Below are 19,498 nucleotides of genomic sequence, written 5' to 3' on the forward strand. Positions count from 1 at the left end.
GCGTCAGTCACTTCTGGCTGGGCGTGGTTGCGATGCGCGCCACTACATCCTTGGCGAACCATGTGGTCGTGCAGTGCGACTCGGCGTCGCAGGAGATTGCGTTGATATCCCCATCATATCGATCGTTGGCAACAAGCTGCCGTCGGCTCGCGAGCCAGAAGGCCCGCCTGACACCCTCACTCTATGAGCCACGGCTATTGCCCCAGCCGCAATCAACCGTCGAGCGGCTCGACTTGGGCATCGTGTACCTATCTTACGCAGAGGGACAGGTTTCGCCATCTAATCGAGGTCACCCTGATGGCGACGCAGACTTCTGTCTCAGCCAGCAACAACCTAGTTGGCGCGAAGATTTGATTCAAGGGGCTCAGCTTTTGAGACGACGATTAGCGGTCGGCTGTCCGTGTTTGTCATACGAATATCCGGTTCCCGGTGATTAGGGAGATGATGACGGAGCAAACGGGCATGCCTCCCGACGCGCATCCCATCGGCCGGGCCATGACGGCTTGTGCACCAGAAGGTTGGCACCGCGCCGACGCAGTCTTCGGGGTAACTGTGGGCCAGGAAATTGGAACCATCACGTATTACACTGGCGAGCAATCTATCTCTGCGCGCGCACCCGATTCGGTGATTACTGCTGTCCGGGAACATCGCGCCGCCTGGGCATCCATGGATGCGGGTCCGTGGTGGCGAATGCTTCTGTCGTTGACGAAATCCGGTGAACTCGAGGTTGAGTACGACTACGGCGAGCTGCCGTTCCCGCCGGGTCAGCTGTTCGCCCCTGAGCAATATCGCGCTGATCTGGCAGCGTATCCACGGGACCGTATTCCGGTATGGCTGGCCGCCTATATCGGCCACGACGACAGGCAGTTGCGTACTCCGCAGCAAGCCGCAGCGCAGGCGCGTTCGGACCGAGCGGATGAGGTGTGGGCGACATTAGCCGAGAACGAGTTTCCGCCGTTTCCGGTGATGTGGGCGCGGTGGGCGACGATAGCCGCGGCATTCGTCGCCGCCCGGTCGGACCGGGGTCCCCGGATGGCCCCGTGGACTGCGATTTACGAGAGCGCCGAGGCCAGTGGATCGACACTTCATGTCCTTCCTGGCGGGCGTGCGGTTCTCTCAGGTGGAGTTTGGAACGCACCGACTCTGGACGCGGTTTATAACGACGGCGCTCCTATGCCGAGGCTCTATGGGGGTGCCCCTGAGTGGTTGACCGATCACGTCTTGAACCCGCGAGCCGCGACCGGTTTGCTTTCGTTCTGCTACTGGTGGCAGGCGGGACGCTGGTATCGCGGGCAGTCACCGACAGCGGTGGATTGCGCGACCGCTGTTCCAGGCATATGGACGGGCGACACGGTGGCTGCTGCCGCCGGTGGCTTGACTCTGCATGGCGACAGCGGGTCTCGGGAAGCGATCGCGGCATTGGTCGCCGCCGCCGAAGCAGGCACAGTGACCCGCGATCTGCTCGCTGGCGTGTTTGGTGACGACGAGCGCGCCGACGTCGACGGTGCGCTCTATCAGTATGCTCTCGCCGGACTGACGATGCCTGCGCCGCAAACGATGCCAGGTGGCGAAGCGATCTCGCGGGTCCGGGACTACATCGCCGCGCACCGCTTGGATACCACCGAATACCCGCTGGGCCAGTTGATCGCCGAACGCTTCAGCGTCGGCTGGATGGTGTACGTCCCGGTACCCGACGGGCAGCACCTGGTCGGCAGAGCGATTTTCTACATCGGAGACGACGGCTTTCTGGAGCACTCGTCGTCCTCCACGGCGCCACCGCTCTTCATCACCCACTTCGAACAGCGGTTCGCCGAACGTCAGGGTCTGAAAATTTACAACACCGACGGGAAAGAGGAGTAGCCGGTGGATCGCTGGGAACGCGAGGGACTACGCTCGGCCAACTACGGGATGCGCAACCAGATAGACCACATGCTCGATGCGCTCACCGAGCTGCAGGCACGCATACCTGAAGCCCAGGACCGACTTGCCGCAGCACGCGCAACGGGAAGCTCGGCCGACGGATTGGTCGAGGTAACAGTTGACTCGACCGGGAAACTCACGGATGTGGGTTTCAAACCGGAAGCACTGCGCGGCACCCCGGAGCGGCTCAGCGAATCGGTGCGTGAAGCCACGCGTCATGCGGTAGCACGCGCGCAGGAGCAGACACAGGAGATCATGGCCCCGATCGTCTCGGCCGCCGGTAACATACCGGATCTGCCCGATCTGGTACCCGGTGCGCCCAGTCTTCGCACCGCGTTGGATTCTGAACCGGGGCCATTATCGTCCTAGTAATCAGTGCAGTGCCGTATCGGTTGTGAGAACAGTTGCGAAAGTTCCTTTTCCATTCCACTGGTGAGGTGTTTCTTCGTGAGTCAGTCATTGCATATCGATGCGGAGCAGGTTCATGCCCTGATCACCGAGCTCGCCGATATCGCGCAGTCGTCGCAAAGAGACTTGGCCGAGCTGAAGGAGGCGCTCGACCGCGAAGGCGAGCCCTGGGGTCACGACGAGCCCGGACGGATGGTCGGCGACGCCTACCTGCCGCAGCTGCGCAAGGGCCTAGGGGCCTACCGGAATCTAGTCGACAACATTCGTGAGCTGGGCGAAGGAATCGCGGATATTGCCGACGCCTTCCGTGATGAGGACCGAGATGGCGCCCGTCGCATCCGTAGCGCCCGGCAGAGCCCTTTCGATACCGACAGGATCGCGCCTGTCGGCACGAGGCTCGGCATGCCGACCTGGCCGAGCAATACTTCCGATACCCAAGACCGCAATTTGGATCCGGCTGTGGGGCGTACCGGCGCACAATCCGCACAGCTCGACAACGGCACCGATCCTGCCGCGCCGGTGCCGACAAGTTACCTTGGTGCCACGGTGCCCTCACCTTCCGACGGGCAACCGGCGGCTCTTTTCCGGGATCCCTCGGCGGGATCCGGCAATGACCTACCCCTTCCTGTAACGAACGCAGCAGCGCAGCCGGGCAGCACGACCGCACACTCAGACAGCGCTGCCGCAGAACGATACGGCGCAACAGTGCCCTCGGCACTACCGAATCTCGTCGCCCAGCCGACCGGTGCCGTGGCGCAGCAGCCCGCCGATAAAGCGAGGAACGGCGGCAGGCCGGCGGCGACCGGGAGGTCCTCGACCACGCCGTGGTCGCGTTCACAGAGCGGAATAGTGCTGCCACAGGGCCAGTCCGGAACACCTAGGGAGCGTTCGCTATCGCCTCGACCCGGACAAGTCATACCGCCCGGGCCGGCCGGTCCGGCGCGTCGGCCCGCGAAGTCCGCTCAGCCAGGCCGACAGATAGAGGACCGCAAGAGGAAACAACCGCCACCGACGGCAGCACCGGCCCCTCCCACTGATGTTGCCGCCCTCACTGCAGCACGGGCGCTGGCTGCGCGGCACCGGCTGCGTATCGAAGGGTTCGACTGCGCCGGTATTTCCGAAGCTGCCGTTCGAGAACTGGCTGCGGCCGTCGACCACATCCTCACCACCTATCCGTTCCTCAAACTGGGCGGCATCGAGATCACCGATCTCGGCGACAAGGCCGTCTCTCGCGTCACAATGGGTCGAGCCAACGCCGAATCAGCCGAATCGGAACCGAACCCGCCACCATGGATACTGCTCGACCGCCACGCTGCGCGCAACGGGATCGTACTAGCCGAAAAAATCAGTACCGCACAGCGATTGGCCAGCGTACCGCCCAATTTTGGTAATCGACCGCTGTATTCGGTCGTTGTCGCTGAGTTCGGCCAGATCATGGTGACCGTGGCCGGCCCAGGTCCGCTGCAACAGGCACAACGGTTCCTGATCACCGAGTACCGGCGCATCAGCGGGCCATGGGACGGCGACGAGACCCTGGCTCGAGTCGTCCGTGGCTACCGGCAGTGGCGTGCGCAACTGACCGGAACGAGCGGACCTGCCGATGCCTTCCACCCCCGCGCAGCGCTGGTGTCAGCATTCACCGAGGTCGAAGTGCTCGGTGAAGCGGCCTGCGGGCCAGCGAAGGTGCTGCACCGACTGCTGGTCGATATCGCACGGCAGGGATCGGCTACCGCATGAGCGATCCGGATATTCCGGAGCTTCCGGCCTGGTTGCTGCGCTGGCTGATCGGTCACAGCCCAGTGGCGAAGATCAACGCGATGCGGCGCGCCGCCGATGCTCACGTCCGCGCAGCGGAGGCTCTGACCGAGAAACTGCATCGGCTGCATAGCCTCGAGACCGGCGCGGCCGCGGCCGCCTTTGAGGGACGAGTCGGCGACGAAGTCCCCAAGCAGGTGCGCGACCGGGTCACCGAGATGCAGGCGCAAATCGATCACGAGAACCACTTGGCGAAATTTCTGTACGAGAACGCAAATACGCTCCAACTGGAGCAGTACATCGTCAAGGGCATCGCGATCGCCCTGGCCGCTCAATTGCCCGCCGTCGTCTTCCCGCCGACGGCGGCAGCGGACCGGATGGCCGCCGAAACAGCCGCGCTCTTGGCCCGCCGGAGCACGCTGATCGTACTGGCTGCCCGTTCGGCGGCGCTGGGTGCGCTTACCATGGGCACCACCGTCGGACTCGCGGAGTACAAGCAGATCCGCGACGGCCACGGGCATCCCGGACACCGGACATCAATGGATATGGGCAAGGTGTTGCTGGCCGCGGCCGCTGGCGGTGCCGGCGGCCTCATCGGAGCACCAGTCGCCCACGTCGTCATGCCTGCCCTCGCACCGGCGACCGGACGAGTGCTGGCCACGCTGATTGCCAGCGCCGCCGGCGGCGCCGCCGGCGGCGCCGCCGGGGCAGGGGTACAGGCTCTGATAACCGGCGAGAAGGCGAACCTCGCGGAGATGGTGCTGATGGGCATAGGCGGCGGGCTCTTCGGCGGCTCCGCCGCAGCGCTCCGCACCGGGCGAGCCGGTCTTTCGGCAGCCGACATTCGAGCAGCCAGCGACCCCCGCGTACGGTCGGCCCCGCGGCTGGCTACACCGGACTCCGGGGACGGCCGAATACCACGTCCATCAGAGCTGCACCCCGGCAACATCAGCGAGATCAACAAGGTCCCGCGACGGCTCGCCGGAGAAGTCCTGCCGGGGGCGGAACGCGATGCCGTCACAGTTTTCTCCGACAATGGTAGAGACAACACCGCCGGACCCGGGGGGCCGCGCAGACTCAGCCGTGCCGAGCTTCGAGGCTTCGCCGACGCCGAGGCCGCCGAGCCATCGGATCTGCAGCTCATAGCCGACGCCGAGGCGATGCAAAATCTCACCGGCTCGCACGGTGCCGCTGATTCGCCGATACGGTCGGAACTGTCTAATTCGCCGAACCAGTCACCGTCATCGGGTGGCACACGAGGGTCGGGCGGCCCGAGGACATGGCGCGCCTGGGACGCGGTGTCGGAGTTGATAGGTCGGTCACCCGGTTCCGTCGGCCAGGACGGGCCTGCCTCGGTCGTCTCGGCCCCGGGATCGGGGCGTCCGACGGATTCTGTACCACCTGTCGGCGAGACCGGCGTCGCCCAGTCCCGCGCCACTGTGATGGCACCCCATGTGGACGCACCGCCACGGACCAGCCCCCACCTGGGCGACCCGGTTACCACGGATGCCGGTGCCCAGGCGCCAGCCGAACCCGGTAGAGGCGGCCATCCGGCACCTGCCGCGGACGGCGGTGCTTCGCACGGCAGCGGTCGAGGGGCTGCGGGCGGCACCGGCGCTCCCGGTGATGGGGGTCGATACACAACCGAAACGCCAGGCAGCCTGATTGATTCGCCGCAACCTGCCGGATCGGGCAGGGACAGCCCGGACACGCGCGGCGGCCCTTCGATGTCCGCTGACGGCGCCGACGGCTACGCGTCTTCACCCGATATTGCTGCGGGCCGACGCAACTGCGGTGTGGAAGCTGAAGCCCACGCCAACGAGATCACCGGATACGACGGTGGCGATCCGAGGGCGATCAACCGCCACCAGGCTGCCACCGAGGGTGTGAGCTACGACCAACTCGCCCGCGCGACGGGCGGGGACTGGCGCAAAGGCGGAGCTCCCTCGCTGCGCGCGGTCGTCGACGAGGTGCACCAACACGGCGGCGTGGCAATCACGGGCGTGCAATTCAAGAACGTCGGCGGGCACGCCGTCGTATTCAGCAGGAACGACGGCCAGGTACTCATGCACGAGCGGATCGGCAACCGGGTCCACGAACGACAGGGCAACATAGAAGAGTCATGGGCCGTCGACGCGGACGGACGACGCGTCCCCGGAACCCACCGCGTCGAGGTGCACGACAGCAACGCCGTCGACAGCTGGCTTCGACAGCTCGATCCGCACGTCGACTCCGTGGGTCTCATCCGCTTCCACGAGGCTGAGCCCGGGTCGGCGATGCGCCCAGAAGTAGAGCCGCAAAGAGGCCAATCCCAAGCCCGATCCGGAACCGACGCGCCGGAAAACATGGGCTACCGCACCGCGATTCTTGAACGCGAGTCCACGCCCGGAACGGCTGACCGGTACCCGTCGCGCCAGACGAATGCCGAAGAACCTCCGCTCGATCTTCTCGACACATTCGAGACACAATTCAGGGAGCACATAGACCATCTCGACAGCAGGTCTGAACCGTCCCCGACGCGAGGGAAGCCACCTACCTTGGACGCGGCGACGCGCACTGAAGGGACGCCGCCGGCGGAACGCAGGCTGGACGGTTCGCCCGAATTGGTATCACATGACCTGACATCGACCCCCGCCCGCACCGCAGCACCACCGGAATCATCTCGGCCGTCATCCGATGTAGCCCCGATATCGGCGAATGCCACGCTCGAAGCAGATGTTCCGATCTCCCCGACACATCAACCCCCGTCGGCGTCGAGTCCCACCTCGTCACAACCTGGTGCGGTAACGAACCTTCGGACATCGTCGGTGAGTTCACGCGACGCCGTAGCCGCGACAGGCCCGCTGGCGGATTACGGAACCAGCCTTACGTATCCCATCACACCGGCAGCGGTGGGCGCTGCCGGGATACCGCCCGCACCGGATCCGGCTGCGCAGTCAAATCACCCGGTCGGGCCCGCGATACCCGCTGGCGCCTTCACGCTGGCAGGTAAGCAGCCGGGTAACGACGAAGTCCAGCAACGGCCCCCGGATTTCACACCTCCACTGCCAGCCGATGCGACCCCGCACGTCCCGATCACCGTCCAAGACCCCCACCGGACACCGGAACACCCGACCAACGACGAGGGACCGGAGGAATATCAGCAGCCGCCTGCCACCGAAATACTGATCCCCGGAGCCCCGAAGGCGTCCGGCGAGCCGCCCCACGACGCCATCGAAATCGTCCCACATACCAAACATCCGGCGCTCCCCAAGCAGCCCAACGCCCTGCCTCCGGCGTACACACCACCGATCGCGGCCGATCCCGAAGGCCCCCGCGGCCACCACAATGACCGGCACCGACCACTGCCGATACCCGATTCGGCCCCCTTTCCCCGCCACGACGCCGCACCCACCACTGGTCTGTCTGCAGCCGGGGAACTGCCAAAAGAACTACCCTTACGCACCCCTTACGCCATTCATCCTGACCCGGAAGCCCCTAAGGCACCGCAGCCGCCGCAATTGCACCCCGACAACCTCGCCTACATTTTCGACGACAGCGGCATCCCCGCCGTTGAAAAAGTCCCACGCACGCAGTTGGACCAACAGGAGCCGAAGCCGAAACGACCAGAGCCCATCCTGCCGATGCCGACGATGCAGGCATCGGCCGACGCAGGCGGCGCGAACCCCCTCCGTAAGAAACAGTCCGGGCAGGCGCCGCCTTCACTACCGAATCCCACGGGTGCACATCCCGAGGACCCACAGTCTGGCGCACGACCCGGCGAGGCACCCCCTGGGTCTGGTGTGGCGATCGGTCCTGCTTGCAATTATGTCGTCGATGAGACTCGCCGTCTGCTGGAGGCCGCATTGGTCAGCGGGTCGCAGGACGCGGCTGCGGGTACGGCGTTGGAGGTGGCCGGTCGGCTTTCGGGTCACTACGCCAATCTGTACGCTCGGGGATCGGACGCCATCACAATTACCGGACCGTCGTTCGCTATTACCCGCGAAGATGTCTGGGACGGCACAGAAGTCTCTACCGGCGACCGACGAATTCTCTTCAATATATCCGAAGATTGCGACCGATTGGGGCTCCTTGACGCCGCCGCCGCGCTCGGGGATACCAAACTCTATGTGGAAATGCTCGGACTCGACATCAAGCCTGATATGGACAGGGATTCGGCCGAGGGGATGGGGCGCGCCAACGCTCATCTAGTGATGTCCGAGTTCTGGGCGGACGAAATCAAATCCACGGTTTACTCGATTGTCGAGGAAATGATTCGCCACGGGATCGAGCCCGGTGCCCGCGCGGCATTGCTGTGCACAATGGTCATGGTCAACGATCAGGACAACTACGGCGACCAAGCCGAAATCATCCGCATCAGCCTCCGCGTCTGGGACGCCGGTGAGCCGCCGGATCTGCGGATGAACGCGCTTTGCAAGCCGGACCTGACCAGACTCGGCCTGCGCGCCATAGACACCGGAGCGACGACAAATCCTGGTAGCTACGACATCTGGGCTGCACTCGAAATCGACTCGGCCATAGTGAACTTCGGACTTTTCCCATCCGCAGATCAACTCGCAAACTGGCCATTGAACACACTTTCCTTCCCGGCCGCTGCAGGAAAACCCGCCAACCGAACACCACACAGACCAAACACCCCCAGCACTGCGATCGAACCCCCACAACCATCCGCCACCAACACCATCGAGCCTCGACCGACCCCATGGGGCGCCAGACCATCTCTGCTCGATGGCGTACTGGACAACGGTAGAACAACCGAATTCGTCGATGTCGCAGTCGATCGGGCAGGTGGACGGCGAGACAGGGGTGCGGCGCCCTGGGTATTCAATCGTTTCGGTGGCGACGCCCCCGGACCGGACAGACCGAGGCACGCGGGCGAACAACAGATACCGAGCACCGGCATGCACGGCAATGCCCAGAGCGCTACCCCGGAAGAGAACGATCGCGAACCCACACCGCAGGCCGACGAGCGGTCGGATCGGCCGAACAGCAAGGCGGACCAAGCGGCGCAACCCAGCCCCGGACCGGACGCCGTACCCGAGACGCCGAGCACCACGATCCCGGAATCTGCCGCTCGCGCGGAGGCGCCCAACCCGCCACAGCGCAAGACCGCAATGGGCAAGGACGACGGACTGCTGAACATGTTTCGTACCGACCGCCTGTTCCGCTACCATGCCATCGGCCAACTCAGCACGAGAATCGGCACCGGAGTGGGGTCATATGCAGCGATGCTATACGTGCTGGAACAAGGCGGACCCACAGCGGCAGGTGCTATCCACCTGATCTCGAATCTGCCAGCTCTATTCGGTGCACCGTTTTTTGCGTATTTCGCCGATCATCACCGGCTGAAACGGATGCTGATGATAAGCCAGTTCGGGGGAGGAGTAGCGGCGCTCACCGCGGGGATTGCCATAATGAGCGGAACTCCGTATATCATTCCCATAATGGGGGCGACGGCACTTGTGGATGGCTCGTCCGCCATGCTTTTCGCCACCAGCACCCAAAAGGTAATGAAACAAATTGTCGGCAACGACGAATCACGACTAGATGGATGGGGCCGCTACAAGAACTTCGAATCGTGGACCGTCAAAACCGCAGGACAGGCGACCGGACCGTCGGCACTGAGTGCCACACCGGGGCTGCCGTGGCTCATCAATGGGGCCTCATTCGGGTTGAACCTTGCGATAGTGTCGCGTTTGCCAGAATTTCCCACCACGCCGAAACCCGACGGGGTCAATGCTTTTACCAGGGTGCGCCGGTCACTCGCCGAAGCACCGCCTGTGATTCGGAACGATAGGCTGCTCCGCAGGAGCCACCGCAACGCAGCGATCACCAGTTTCTACTCGGGAGCGCAGCCGCTTTACCTCCTGTCGATGATCAATGACTCAAATATTCCGCCCTGGCAGGCCGGAGCATTACTGGTAATCGGCCCTACCGGTGTACTGATCGGGAATGCGATACCACGCAAGTGGTTGACGAAACTCGGCACAAATGCCGCGCTCACCACCAGATTGGTCGGCGTGGCAGGGTCCGCCGCGGTGCTGGCATCGACCACCAGCCCCTGGGTAGCGACGGCGGGCTCGGTTTTCCTCTATGCAGTGCAGGGAGCCACTAGTAGACCGATCAACACCTACCAGGAACTGGCGGTCCCATGGAAGGTGTCGGCGCGGGTGAGGTCGTTCCTTACCATGAAAACCACTGCTTCATTTGCGCTGGGAGGACTGATCGTTGGCGCCCTGAGCGAAACAACGGGAGCCGGACCCGCGAGCTGGTCTACCGCTGCCGCGTTCGGCGCCATCGCTGCCGGGTCTCTTGTTCAGCTTCTCCGTCGCCCGAAGTTGCTGGACTGCATCAACGCCCAGGTAGTGTGGGCACTCGGCCTCGAGACGGGGAAAAATAGCCGATCACACCACAAAGAATGGAAACACCTCAGAAATGCGATCGCCACCCAACTCGTCAAGATCCACCTCGGCCCCGACACCGCAGACCCCCTCGGCCACATCATCGACGACGTCCAGAACCTGAAAGACGGTGCCGACACCGCCGTCATCCTCGTCAATTGCGGCAAGGAGTGGCTCTGCCACACCGCCACCAACACCGACGGCCGTAAAGGCGGCCACATCGTGATCTTCAGCACCAACATCACGAACCCGGCCAACAACCTGAACAGTCCCGACCGCATCCCCCGCGTCCGAACCCGCGACAAATGGAAACAGTCCGACCCCGTCGACATCAAAGAGGCCTATGTCGCGTTCCTCACCACCCCTGTCGCCCACCACACCACCGACGACGGCAACCCCACAAAAGTCACCAACCTCTACCCAGAACAACCCAACCAACCACTCCCACGCAAAAGGGGCAAAGTCCAAGGCCCCCCTCAGAACGGCCCACACCACCACCGGCCGTCGAACCATTCGGAGCTCGAAAACCTCTCGACTGTGGGCGACACGCGGCCAGCATCACTCGGCCCGACCACCACTCCGACGAGCCGAGACGAGCACCCCACGCCTGAGGGCCCACCCTCGACCAGCGGCATCGTAGAAAGGTCGGAGCAACACAGACCTACGTCCGACCCTGTCGGCTTGTCCGCGGATTCACCGAATACCGGGATGGGCGCAACAGCACCACCCCGGCGCGCCCAGCAACCGAACCACCCGGAGTTCCGCGCCGCGCTCTGCGCGGCCTTGGCAGAGACCGCTGGGCACCCCAATATACGCGAGCTGCTGGCGGCTGCGACCGCGCCACAGCTGCAGGCGGCCCTCGGCCTGATCCTGCCCGACCAGCTGAGTATTCTGCGGCACCTGCAAGCTGGGCGCCCGGCCGACCACATCGTCCAGCAGCTGTCCCGAGGCTGGGACGAAGTTATCGAACTCGCGAACCAGGCCGCGGACGAGGTAGGCGAGTCGCTCGTTCACGGTAGTGCCGAGTACCAGCGGTTCGCCGCCCTGAGCGAAGCGATGTCCCAGGCGACCCCGTGGATGGTGCGGGATGCACTCGAACAACTCGGGACGGACCAGAAGACAATTGTCGTCGGCTTGTTCAGTGAAGGAAAAAGACTCACCGACATGGCGGCTGTGGTGCCGTTCGCAGAGTCTGCGATCGAGCTCATGGCTCATGGTGCCGTCCGCCGTATGGCAGACCACATCGCCGGCAAACGCGGGCTGCCCCTGGAGCCGGCGGCAGCAGTTGCTGCCGAGTCAGAGCCGGATGGGAACATGTTCCAGCGCGGGAGTCGCCCCACCGAATCGGAGCGGAAGGCTGCCGCGTTCGGCCGCATTGATGGAGCCAGCGAGCTGCTCATCGATCTACTGTGCCGACTGAACGAATTATTGCCCATCCGGGGACCGGCGAGCAGTCACGGCTCCGAGGGCTCGTCGTGAGATATTGCGGCACGGCTGGACCCATGCCGACCGACTCGACGTCCGCCTCAGACTGGCTCTCGCACGCGTCACCGCGCTGTCGACCAGCCGATATGGCCGCGAAAGCGGGTCCGAGGCAGTGGCGGACTCATTCGCCGATATCCAGATCAACGGAGTCAAGGAGTACAGACCGCAAGAGGCAGTGTATCGGGACCGGTTCACGAGGGGCGGACACGCAGGACGTGGATCGGGTAGCGACGGCGCACCGGATGGTAGTGCCACGAGGCAATATCCGTAGTCGATCTGGACTTCCTCATCTGCCGTCGGATCCTCGCTCCGCACGGTCATCCGCCCGCATACCTCTTCTGGAGAATCCCAGCCGCGACAGCTGGGTCAACAGACTTCTTTCGCATCGATCGAACAATCGCGCTCTCTGGCTGTCGGAGGAATCCGCATTCGCGCATTCACCGATCCGCGCGGGCGGTTGATCTCGTCCAGCGAGCAATCGACGACGTGGCCGGTGAGATCGCGCAGTTCGACCTTGTGGCGCAGCTCCGGAAGTAGGAGAACATCGGTTGCGGCCTCCCTGTTGGATCCCTTCGCCTCCGTACCACCTTCTCGAGGTAGGTCTCCGTGTCAGCCAGCTGCATCCCCCAACGGCCAACCGAACCGATCCCGCATCAAGTCGAGATCATTGCATCGTCACGGCTCTCGGGTTCCACCAGTCTCGCCGACGCGCGCGCCAGCACGAACCGGGGTAGCAGCATCGGCATTGAACGCGACGATCGCATCTTTGGTCACCGGAGCATGCAGTTGCCACAGATCCCGCACCGCCGCCAGAGTCAACCCACGCCTCCTTGGTTTCACCGCCGTGAAGCGGACTGTCGCCCGCCCGGCCAGTCGTCCCCCGGGCGAGACCAGCGGCTGCAGCCGAGTCTCGCCGACCGCAACCACAGTGTGTTCGCGGGTCCACCACCACATGGGCTACAAGGTGGCGAGAGGTAGTTTCCAGGCGTGATGTGGTTGTGGGGAAGGAGCGGCGGCGGGTGTCATAGCGCGTGCGGGGGCGTTGCGGCACAGTGACGGGTATGGGCGGCGATCTGGAAGCAGTATGGCGGTCTGTGCGCGATGTGCTCGGCGCGGCAGCCAAGGATGCCAGCGCCGCGGTCGCCGCAGTGCCCGCGCACGCCGCCCGCGGCGTCACCGAGACCATTGCCAGGGCCGTGGATGCAGATGCGGCGAACGCACCGGCTCTGCGGACTGCATTTCTGACCTGTCCGGCGGTATCGCCACCCACCGCAACGTCTTCCACCTACGTACGCGGCCGCGACCTGATCGACGAAGTGGACTACAGCGCACTGCGGCGGGCAAGGGGAACCGAGTCCTTGGGGTCCTACCCGACGTTCGAAGAGATCCAACGCCTGCAAGGATTCGACGGCCCCGTCACGGTCGCCACACAGCACGAGGTCGACGCGGCAGTCGCGGCGGGCGGGCAAGAGCTGTTCCGAGGGTTCGAGGAGGACCGCCACCTCGGTGCCTTCATCGCCGGCCCGGTGCGACCTGGTGGCGGTCCCACCGGGTCCGGCACATATGCCTCGCCGCTGGAGGAGGTCGCACTCCACTACACCGATCCCACCCGGACACAGGACCTCGCCACCCGGCATGCCCGGCTGCTGCGGATGGCACTACGCCCTGATGCCAAGATAACCACTCTGCGTGCACTCGAGTCCGAACGTACCCGCACTCTGACACAAGTCGCCCATGAACTACGGTCCGTGCGCAACGCAGCCAACCCCACGCACGAAGAGATGGCCCGCTACTATGCGCTGCTGGACAAGGAGCTGGCGCTGGCCGACATCGGTCATTACGGTGTCGTGCGCGGCTGGGACGCCATCGACGGTTCCGATACCTTCTCGAATAGGGAGTGGGTCGTACTCAACCCGACCGCCCTGTTGATCCAACGCTGACCACCCACCACCGGGTGTGCTCCGGTCGGTCATCAACGCGCCGTTGGCATGCGGTACAACGTCGTCCCCCCGGATCACCGTCACCAACCGGCAGGAGTCATTATCGGGTAGCAAGGGTGAAGTGTGCGGTGAGTTCACGTAGAGAGTTGGAGGCACGTCAGACATCGCGAAGCGCGTCGCATGCCGTGCTGGCTGGATGCCGGCGAGCAGAGAGAAGCCGTACCTTACGGCGAAGTCGGGGGCGTAGCCGCAGAACCTTGCTTTGCCGCCGACCGGCTCTCCCCTTTACCCGCGCAGCCACAGCCGTGCCTCTCGGCGCACCGCGAAAACCCCGAGGTTGGTACTCAACCGCATGAGATAGTGGAAAGGTTAATGCGTCCCTCGGAGCATTACCACCCCACATGTGGCCGACTACTACGCCGAACTCGCGACCACCTCTGATGACACCATCGACCTGCTCGGATAGTGCTCGTCGAGGATGACCGGGTTGCTCGGGGCGGAGCGGGGTGTCGGCGATTTCAGTGGCGGTGCCGTCGACGACGGCCGTGACGACCAGGTCGTCGTCCGTGCCAGCGGACGAAGACTTCCTGACCGACGTAAGGAGGTGAGGCGATCACCGATACGCGGTCACTCACCCCAGTCTCATTGCATTCAGAGCCCGGGCTCAGCGACCCAGGACCGATGGATGCGGCGGTGACCACCGCGGTGGGAGTCTTTGGCGCGGCGACCGCGCGGCGGGTGGTGCGCTCGCTGCCGCCGAGCGGCCCACCCACCCGCGCCGCCGGCCGATAGATTCGCCGGTGTCCTACACCATCGACAGCCCTCGCTCGTCGACCGCGGATGTCACTGCGACACAGGGCCGGACACGTGTTGGAGTTCCGGTCCCGGGACCAGGGTGTCGGCTCACGCCGACTCGCCCCGGCCCGAGCCGGAACCTCACCGCGCGAGGGCGTCCACTATCGCTTCGGCGACGCCGCGCGCCGAGGCCGGGTTCTGCCCGGTTACCAGACGATCGTCGGCTACAACCTGAGCGGTGAAATTGTCCGCGGGAATGTGGGTGGCGCCCTGGGCGGTGAGGCGATCGGCCAGCAGGAACGGCACCACGCCGCTCAGCCCGACCGCAGCTTCCTCGTCGTTGGTGAACGCGGCGACCTTCTTGCCCGCCACCAGATACGACCCATCCGACAGCGTGGCGCCGACCAGCGCGGCCGGGCCGTGGCAGACCGCGCCCACGACACCGCCGCGTTCGTAGACCTCCCGCGCCAACCGCGCCAGCGCGGGGTTGGCGGGGAAATCCCACATGGTCCCGTGCCCACCGGCGAACAACACCGCCTCATACGCGCTGGTGTCCACCGCATCCGGGGCCGGGGTGTTCGTCAGCTGGGCGGCGACGCGGGTGTCGGTGAGGAACCGGCGCTGCAACGGGTCGGCAGGATCCTCGCCGTCGCGCGGCGGGTTGCCCCCGGCGACGCTGACCAGATCCACCGTGTATCCGGCGGCGGTGAACACCTCCCACGGGATCGCGGCCTCACCGATGTAGAAACCGGTCGAACGGCCAGTGTCACCCAGGACAGCATGGCTGGTGAGGGCGATGAGAATGCGCTTGGACATAAAGGTCGATCTCCTCGTCTCGAACTACTACCGCAACCCCCTGCGCTGCGACGCGTCCGATACTGCCCGCCCGCACCTATCGGAAACCAATAGCCACTCTTGCTGCCTGATATCAGCATTCTGATACAACAGCAGTCATGCGCGACCTCTCCCTCGACCTGTTGCGAACCTTTCTGGCCGTCTACCGAGCCGGCTCGGTCTCCGCCGCCGCCGACCTGCTCGGCCTGGCCCAACCCACCGTTACCACACACATCAAAACTCTCGAAGCCGACCTGGACCGGCCCCTGTTCCAGCGCGTCGCCCGCGGCATGACACCTACTCCCGCCGCCGATCACCTCGCCGCCCGCATCGGCCCGGCCCTGGACGATCTCCGACAAGCAGTCCACCACGATCTGCACCGTACTGGCGAAACCTTCAGCCACACAGTCCATCTCGGCGGCCCCGCCGAACTGGTCTGTGCCCGCGTACTGCCATCGCTGGCCGGACTGGTCACCGAAGGCTTGCGGCTGCGTATCACCTTCGGGCTGCCCGACCAGCTGTTGGCCGACCTGTCCTCCGGCGGACTGGACCTGGTCATCTGCACCCTGCGACCCCGCCGCCGCGGCCTGCACGTCGACGCACTCACCGACGAAGAATTTGCCCTTGTCGCCGCCCCCTCCTGGACCTTCGATGACATCGACAACGCACCCCTGATCGCCTACGCCGAAAACCTGCCCATCCTCCGCCGCTACTGGCGCACCGTCTTCGACACCCGACTCACCCGCACCCCCGCCGTCGTCGTCCCCGACCTCCGCGGCGTGCTCACCGCCATTACCGCCGGCGCGGGCATCACCGTCCTACCCACCTACCTGTGCGCCGGCGAACTCGCCGACGGACGACTCCACCAACTCCACCACCCCGATATCCCACCTATCAACACCTTGTTCCTCGCCAGCCGCAGCGGCCCCACCCACCCCGCCACCACCGCCGTACGCGGCCACCTCCTCCTCCGCGCCACCAACTGGACATAAACCAACCACCGGATGGGGAAAACCATTGTCCGCCACCGGGACAATTCCTGTCCCGCACTGGGGCGTCTCAAATGGCCACCAACATTAGATGAAAGGCGCGCACCGCGTCGTCAGGCAGTTGCAGTGTTGTCGGTGGTGGCGTGCGGCATCGACAACGAGCCCGGACAGCTGACGCGGCAGCGGCTGTGCACGGATCCGGCACAGCTCCTGGCGTGATTGGCTGGCCCGGCAGGCCTGTCCTAGCGGTTTACGAGCCTGGCCGACCGGGTTCGGCGTGTACCGGGCCTTGACCGCGACCGGGATCGACACCGCCCCTGGCCGCACCGTTTAAAACTCCCATTCCACTATCGGGAAGTTCGATTACACCTCGTCCGGAGGCGAGATTCGTGTCCGATCAGAATGACGCAGGGTACCCGATCGGGCGAGTAACCCGATGTTCTCACCACGATGGCGATATGGAACCAACGCAGCTGCGATTACTGCAAGGAAACAGACGCCGAGCGATGCCGCAAACGCCGTCACGTACGCATCCAGTGCGGGAAAGGCATCGCCTGGACCCGTGCGGGTGGCGATGATAGTCAGCACGCAGGCGGTCCCGATAGATCCGCCGATAGACCGCAGCGTGAGATTGACACCATTCGCAACACTGGTCTGATCAGTTCCCACATCGCTATTCAGCAAGGTAGGCATCACCCCCCTGGACAGGCCCAGCCCGAAACCGATCAATCCGGAGGCCAAACAGAAGTGCCAGTGTTCGGAGTGCAAGAAGAACAAGCAGATGAACGTTGTGGAGGCGACTATAGTCCCCGTGAGCATGAGCCATTTCGGTCCAACATGGTTGATCAGCACCGACACAATTCCAGCTGCGATTACACTCCCCAGCGTAAGGGGCAGTAGGGTCAGCCCTGCACCGAGGGCATCGGCACCGAAGCCGTACCCCATCGCGCTCGGTGTCTGCACGAATTGCACGATGAGAACGAAGGCACCGTACATTCCAGCGCCGGTCAGGAAAGCTGTAATGTTCGTGGCAAGAACCATTGGCTTGCGCATCAATCGGATATCGACGAGCGGATTCCGGGCCCGCTGTTCAGTTAAAACCCACACGATCAGAAGCACCAAACCACTCAAAAACAACACAAGTACACGGCGGGATGTCCATCCCCAACTGGATCCACGATTGATCGCGACAATCGTGCACATCAATCCGCTAGTCAACGCCAAGGCCCCTCGAATGTCGATATCGAGCGGTGTCGCATTATTTGCCACTCGAACAAAAAAACATGTTCCGCCAAGACCTAGAAATGTTATGAAGGCTGGAATCCAAAACATGTGCTGAGCAGTGATGCCGAGCTTGATCATGATTCCGGCAACAAGAAGCCCTGCGCCCACACCTATCCCGGTCAGCGAACTGAGCATCGCAGTGCTCGACGCCACCTTCTTGGGCGGAAAGATCGACCGAATTATACTGATTGCCAAAGGCGTCGCGGCAAAGCCCGCTCCCTGCAGTGCACGACCTGCCAGCATGAAAGCAATCGTGGGCGCCACCGCGACCAGTACCGAACCGAGCGTGGTTAGCCATAGCGTGACGACTAGAACTGGCTTGCAGCCCAGCAGATCCCCGAGTGAGCTGAGCAGTGGTGTGGATATTGCCGCAGCCACCATATTAATGGTCAGCATCCAAGATGCATCCGCAAGTGTCACACCCATCGAATTTCCGAGCTCAGGGAGGACAGGCAGGACCATACTTTGCGTCGCTACGATAGCGGATGAAGACAAGGAGAGCACAGTCGATATGACGACCGGAGGCGCGCTGCTTCTGCGCACATAGTCGGTTGGTTCGCCGTACCGAGCGGCACCTCGCCAGAGAGTAGCTACCCTCGCTATCACAACATGATCGCTTCCAACTCGATTCCTAGCAGATCAACTCGGCAACGACACACACGTCCACGGCGCGCATAATTTTCTTCGACAGGAGAACTGGCAACAAAAGCCATCGATTTCGCTTATCAGGAAACAGGATAGAGCGCCAAGCCGAGCAGCGGTTTACTCAAAAACTGAACAGGTTGCTCACTTTTCGCAGCAAAGCATGTTATCCGCGTTCAATAGCCGAATAGTTGCGTCGTAGAATCATACACCGCGATCCAACATCGAAAAGCGCGCGTGCCGCATTGGCCATACCGCGCATTTACGAAATGCGCAGCAGCGCATCGACCTCCTCTGCAAAACGATCTACGCCATCACAGCGGCCTCATCGACCTGCGCTCCGCAGGCGTATGCCGAGTCACCTGCAGTCGCGTCAGCTTGACGATACCTAGGCTATCGTCTGATTACTACACTCGTCAACTATAGCTGTTCAAGACCACTTCCGGCAACCGACTTTTAGATTACCGTACCTAACGGTATGTTACTTGTGGCCCTGGGCGTTTGCGCAGGTTGCGAGTCCGCGCGACCTTCCCGACAGGTGAGATATGACCGCTAACCACAAGCTGGTAGCCGCGATCATGCAAGCAAGAGACGGCAAGGCGTACTGACGGGACCCCGTTGATCGGTCCACCGTGAGGGTGAGTCGGTTATCGGTGGATGCAGGCAGCAGCGTATCCCGCGGGGGTTTGATAGCCCAGGGCTGAGTGTCTGCGGTGGACTCTCCTATGTTTGTCAAGCCGGGAGAGGTTTGCCGCTGGTGGCGTTGAGGTGGCGGTAGATCTGGCGGGCGAGGTAGCGCTTGAGGCAGCGTCGGATTTCTTTGGTGGTTCGGCCTTCGGCGCGTCTGCGTTCGACGTATTCGCGGGTGGTGGGGTCGTGGATCATGCGGGTGATCGTGGCCATGTGGAGGGCACGGTTCAACCTCCGGTCTCCACCGCGGTTGAGGCGATGACGGACGGTGTTGCCCGACGAGGCGGGGATGGGGTTGACCCCGGCCAGGCAGGCGAACGCCGCTTCGGAACGAATCCTGCCGTGGTGTGACCAG

Annotated in this window: 10 protein-coding genes; 6 read left to right on the forward strand and 4 right to left on the reverse strand. The window is 63.8% G+C overall.

Annotation, left to right across the window (positions count from 1 at the left end):
- The first annotated feature begins 462 nt into the window (after positions 1 to 462).
- The 4 genes from ACL03I_RS35900 (at position 463) to ACL03I_RS35915 (ending at position 11,963) form a co-directional block, all read left to right on the forward strand.
- Complete coding sequence (locus ACL03I_RS35900) at positions 463 to 1,860, forward strand: hypothetical protein (RefSeq protein ID WP_412808196.1); 1,398 nt, start codon at positions 463 to 465, stop codon at positions 1,858 to 1,860.
- 3 nt (positions 1,861 to 1,863) lie between these two features.
- A complete protein-coding gene (locus ACL03I_RS35905; protein WP_412808197.1) occupies positions 1,864 to 2,289 on the forward strand; it encodes a YbaB/EbfC family nucleoid-associated protein in 426 nt (141 codons plus the stop codon).
- A 78-nt stretch (positions 2,290 to 2,367) separates the two neighbouring features.
- Positions 2,368 to 4,065, forward strand: coding sequence for a hypothetical protein (locus tag ACL03I_RS35910; protein WP_412808198.1), 1,698 nt, complete (start codon positions 2,368 to 2,370; stop codon positions 4,063 to 4,065).
- Positions 4,062 to 11,963, forward strand: a complete 7,902-nt coding sequence (locus tag ACL03I_RS35915) for an MFS transporter (protein WP_412808199.1) — start codon at positions 4,062 to 4,064, stop codon at positions 11,961 to 11,963. The genes ACL03I_RS35910 and ACL03I_RS35915 overlap by 4 nt, the downstream gene beginning before the upstream one ends.
- A 681-nt stretch (positions 11,964 to 12,644) precedes the next feature.
- Here ACL03I_RS35915 and ACL03I_RS35920 read toward each other — a convergent pair.
- Positions 12,645 to 12,788 carry a hypothetical protein gene (locus tag ACL03I_RS35920; RefSeq protein ID WP_412808200.1) on the reverse strand — a complete coding sequence of 48 codons (144 nt, stop codon included), beginning with the start codon at positions 12,786 to 12,788 and terminating at the stop codon, positions 12,645 to 12,647.
- Positions 12,789 to 13,030: 242 nt separating this feature from the next.
- On the opposite strand from ACL03I_RS35920, the gene ACL03I_RS35925 reads away from it, so the two are divergent.
- Positions 13,031 to 13,909, forward strand: a complete 879-nt coding sequence (locus ACL03I_RS35925) for a hypothetical protein (RefSeq protein WP_412808201.1) — start codon at positions 13,031 to 13,033, stop codon at positions 13,907 to 13,909.
- A gap of 936 nt (positions 13,910 to 14,845) precedes the next feature.
- On the opposite strand, the gene ACL03I_RS35930 is transcribed toward ACL03I_RS35925, so the two are convergent.
- The gene (locus ACL03I_RS35930; RefSeq protein WP_412808202.1) at positions 14,846 to 15,520 is read right to left on the reverse strand and encodes a type 1 glutamine amidotransferase domain-containing protein; all 675 of its coding nucleotides are present in this window, start codon (positions 15,518 to 15,520) and stop codon (positions 14,846 to 14,848) included.
- A gap of 137 nt (positions 15,521 to 15,657) precedes the next feature.
- Between ACL03I_RS35930 and ACL03I_RS35935 the strand changes: the two genes are divergently transcribed.
- Positions 15,658 to 16,530: a LysR family transcriptional regulator gene (locus ACL03I_RS35935; protein ID WP_412808203.1), complete on the forward strand. Its 873-nt coding sequence runs from the start codon at positions 15,658 to 15,660 to the stop codon at positions 16,528 to 16,530.
- Between the two features lie 360 nt (positions 16,531 to 16,890).
- Here the strand turns inward: ACL03I_RS35935 and ACL03I_RS35940 are convergent, their stop codons facing one another.
- Positions 16,891 to 18,417, reverse strand: a complete 1,527-nt coding sequence (locus ACL03I_RS35940; RefSeq protein WP_412808204.1) for an MFS transporter — start codon at positions 18,415 to 18,417, stop codon at positions 16,891 to 16,893.
- Between the two features lie 768 nt (positions 18,418 to 19,185).
- A partial coding sequence (locus ACL03I_RS35945; RefSeq protein WP_412808205.1) for a transposase occupies positions 19,186 to 19,498 on the reverse strand: 313 nt, incomplete at its 5' end.

It is taken from the genome of Nocardia sichangensis (genome assembly GCF_047200615.1).
Classification (GTDB): Bacteria; Actinomycetota; Actinomycetes; order Mycobacteriales; family Mycobacteriaceae; genus Nocardia; species Nocardia sichangensis.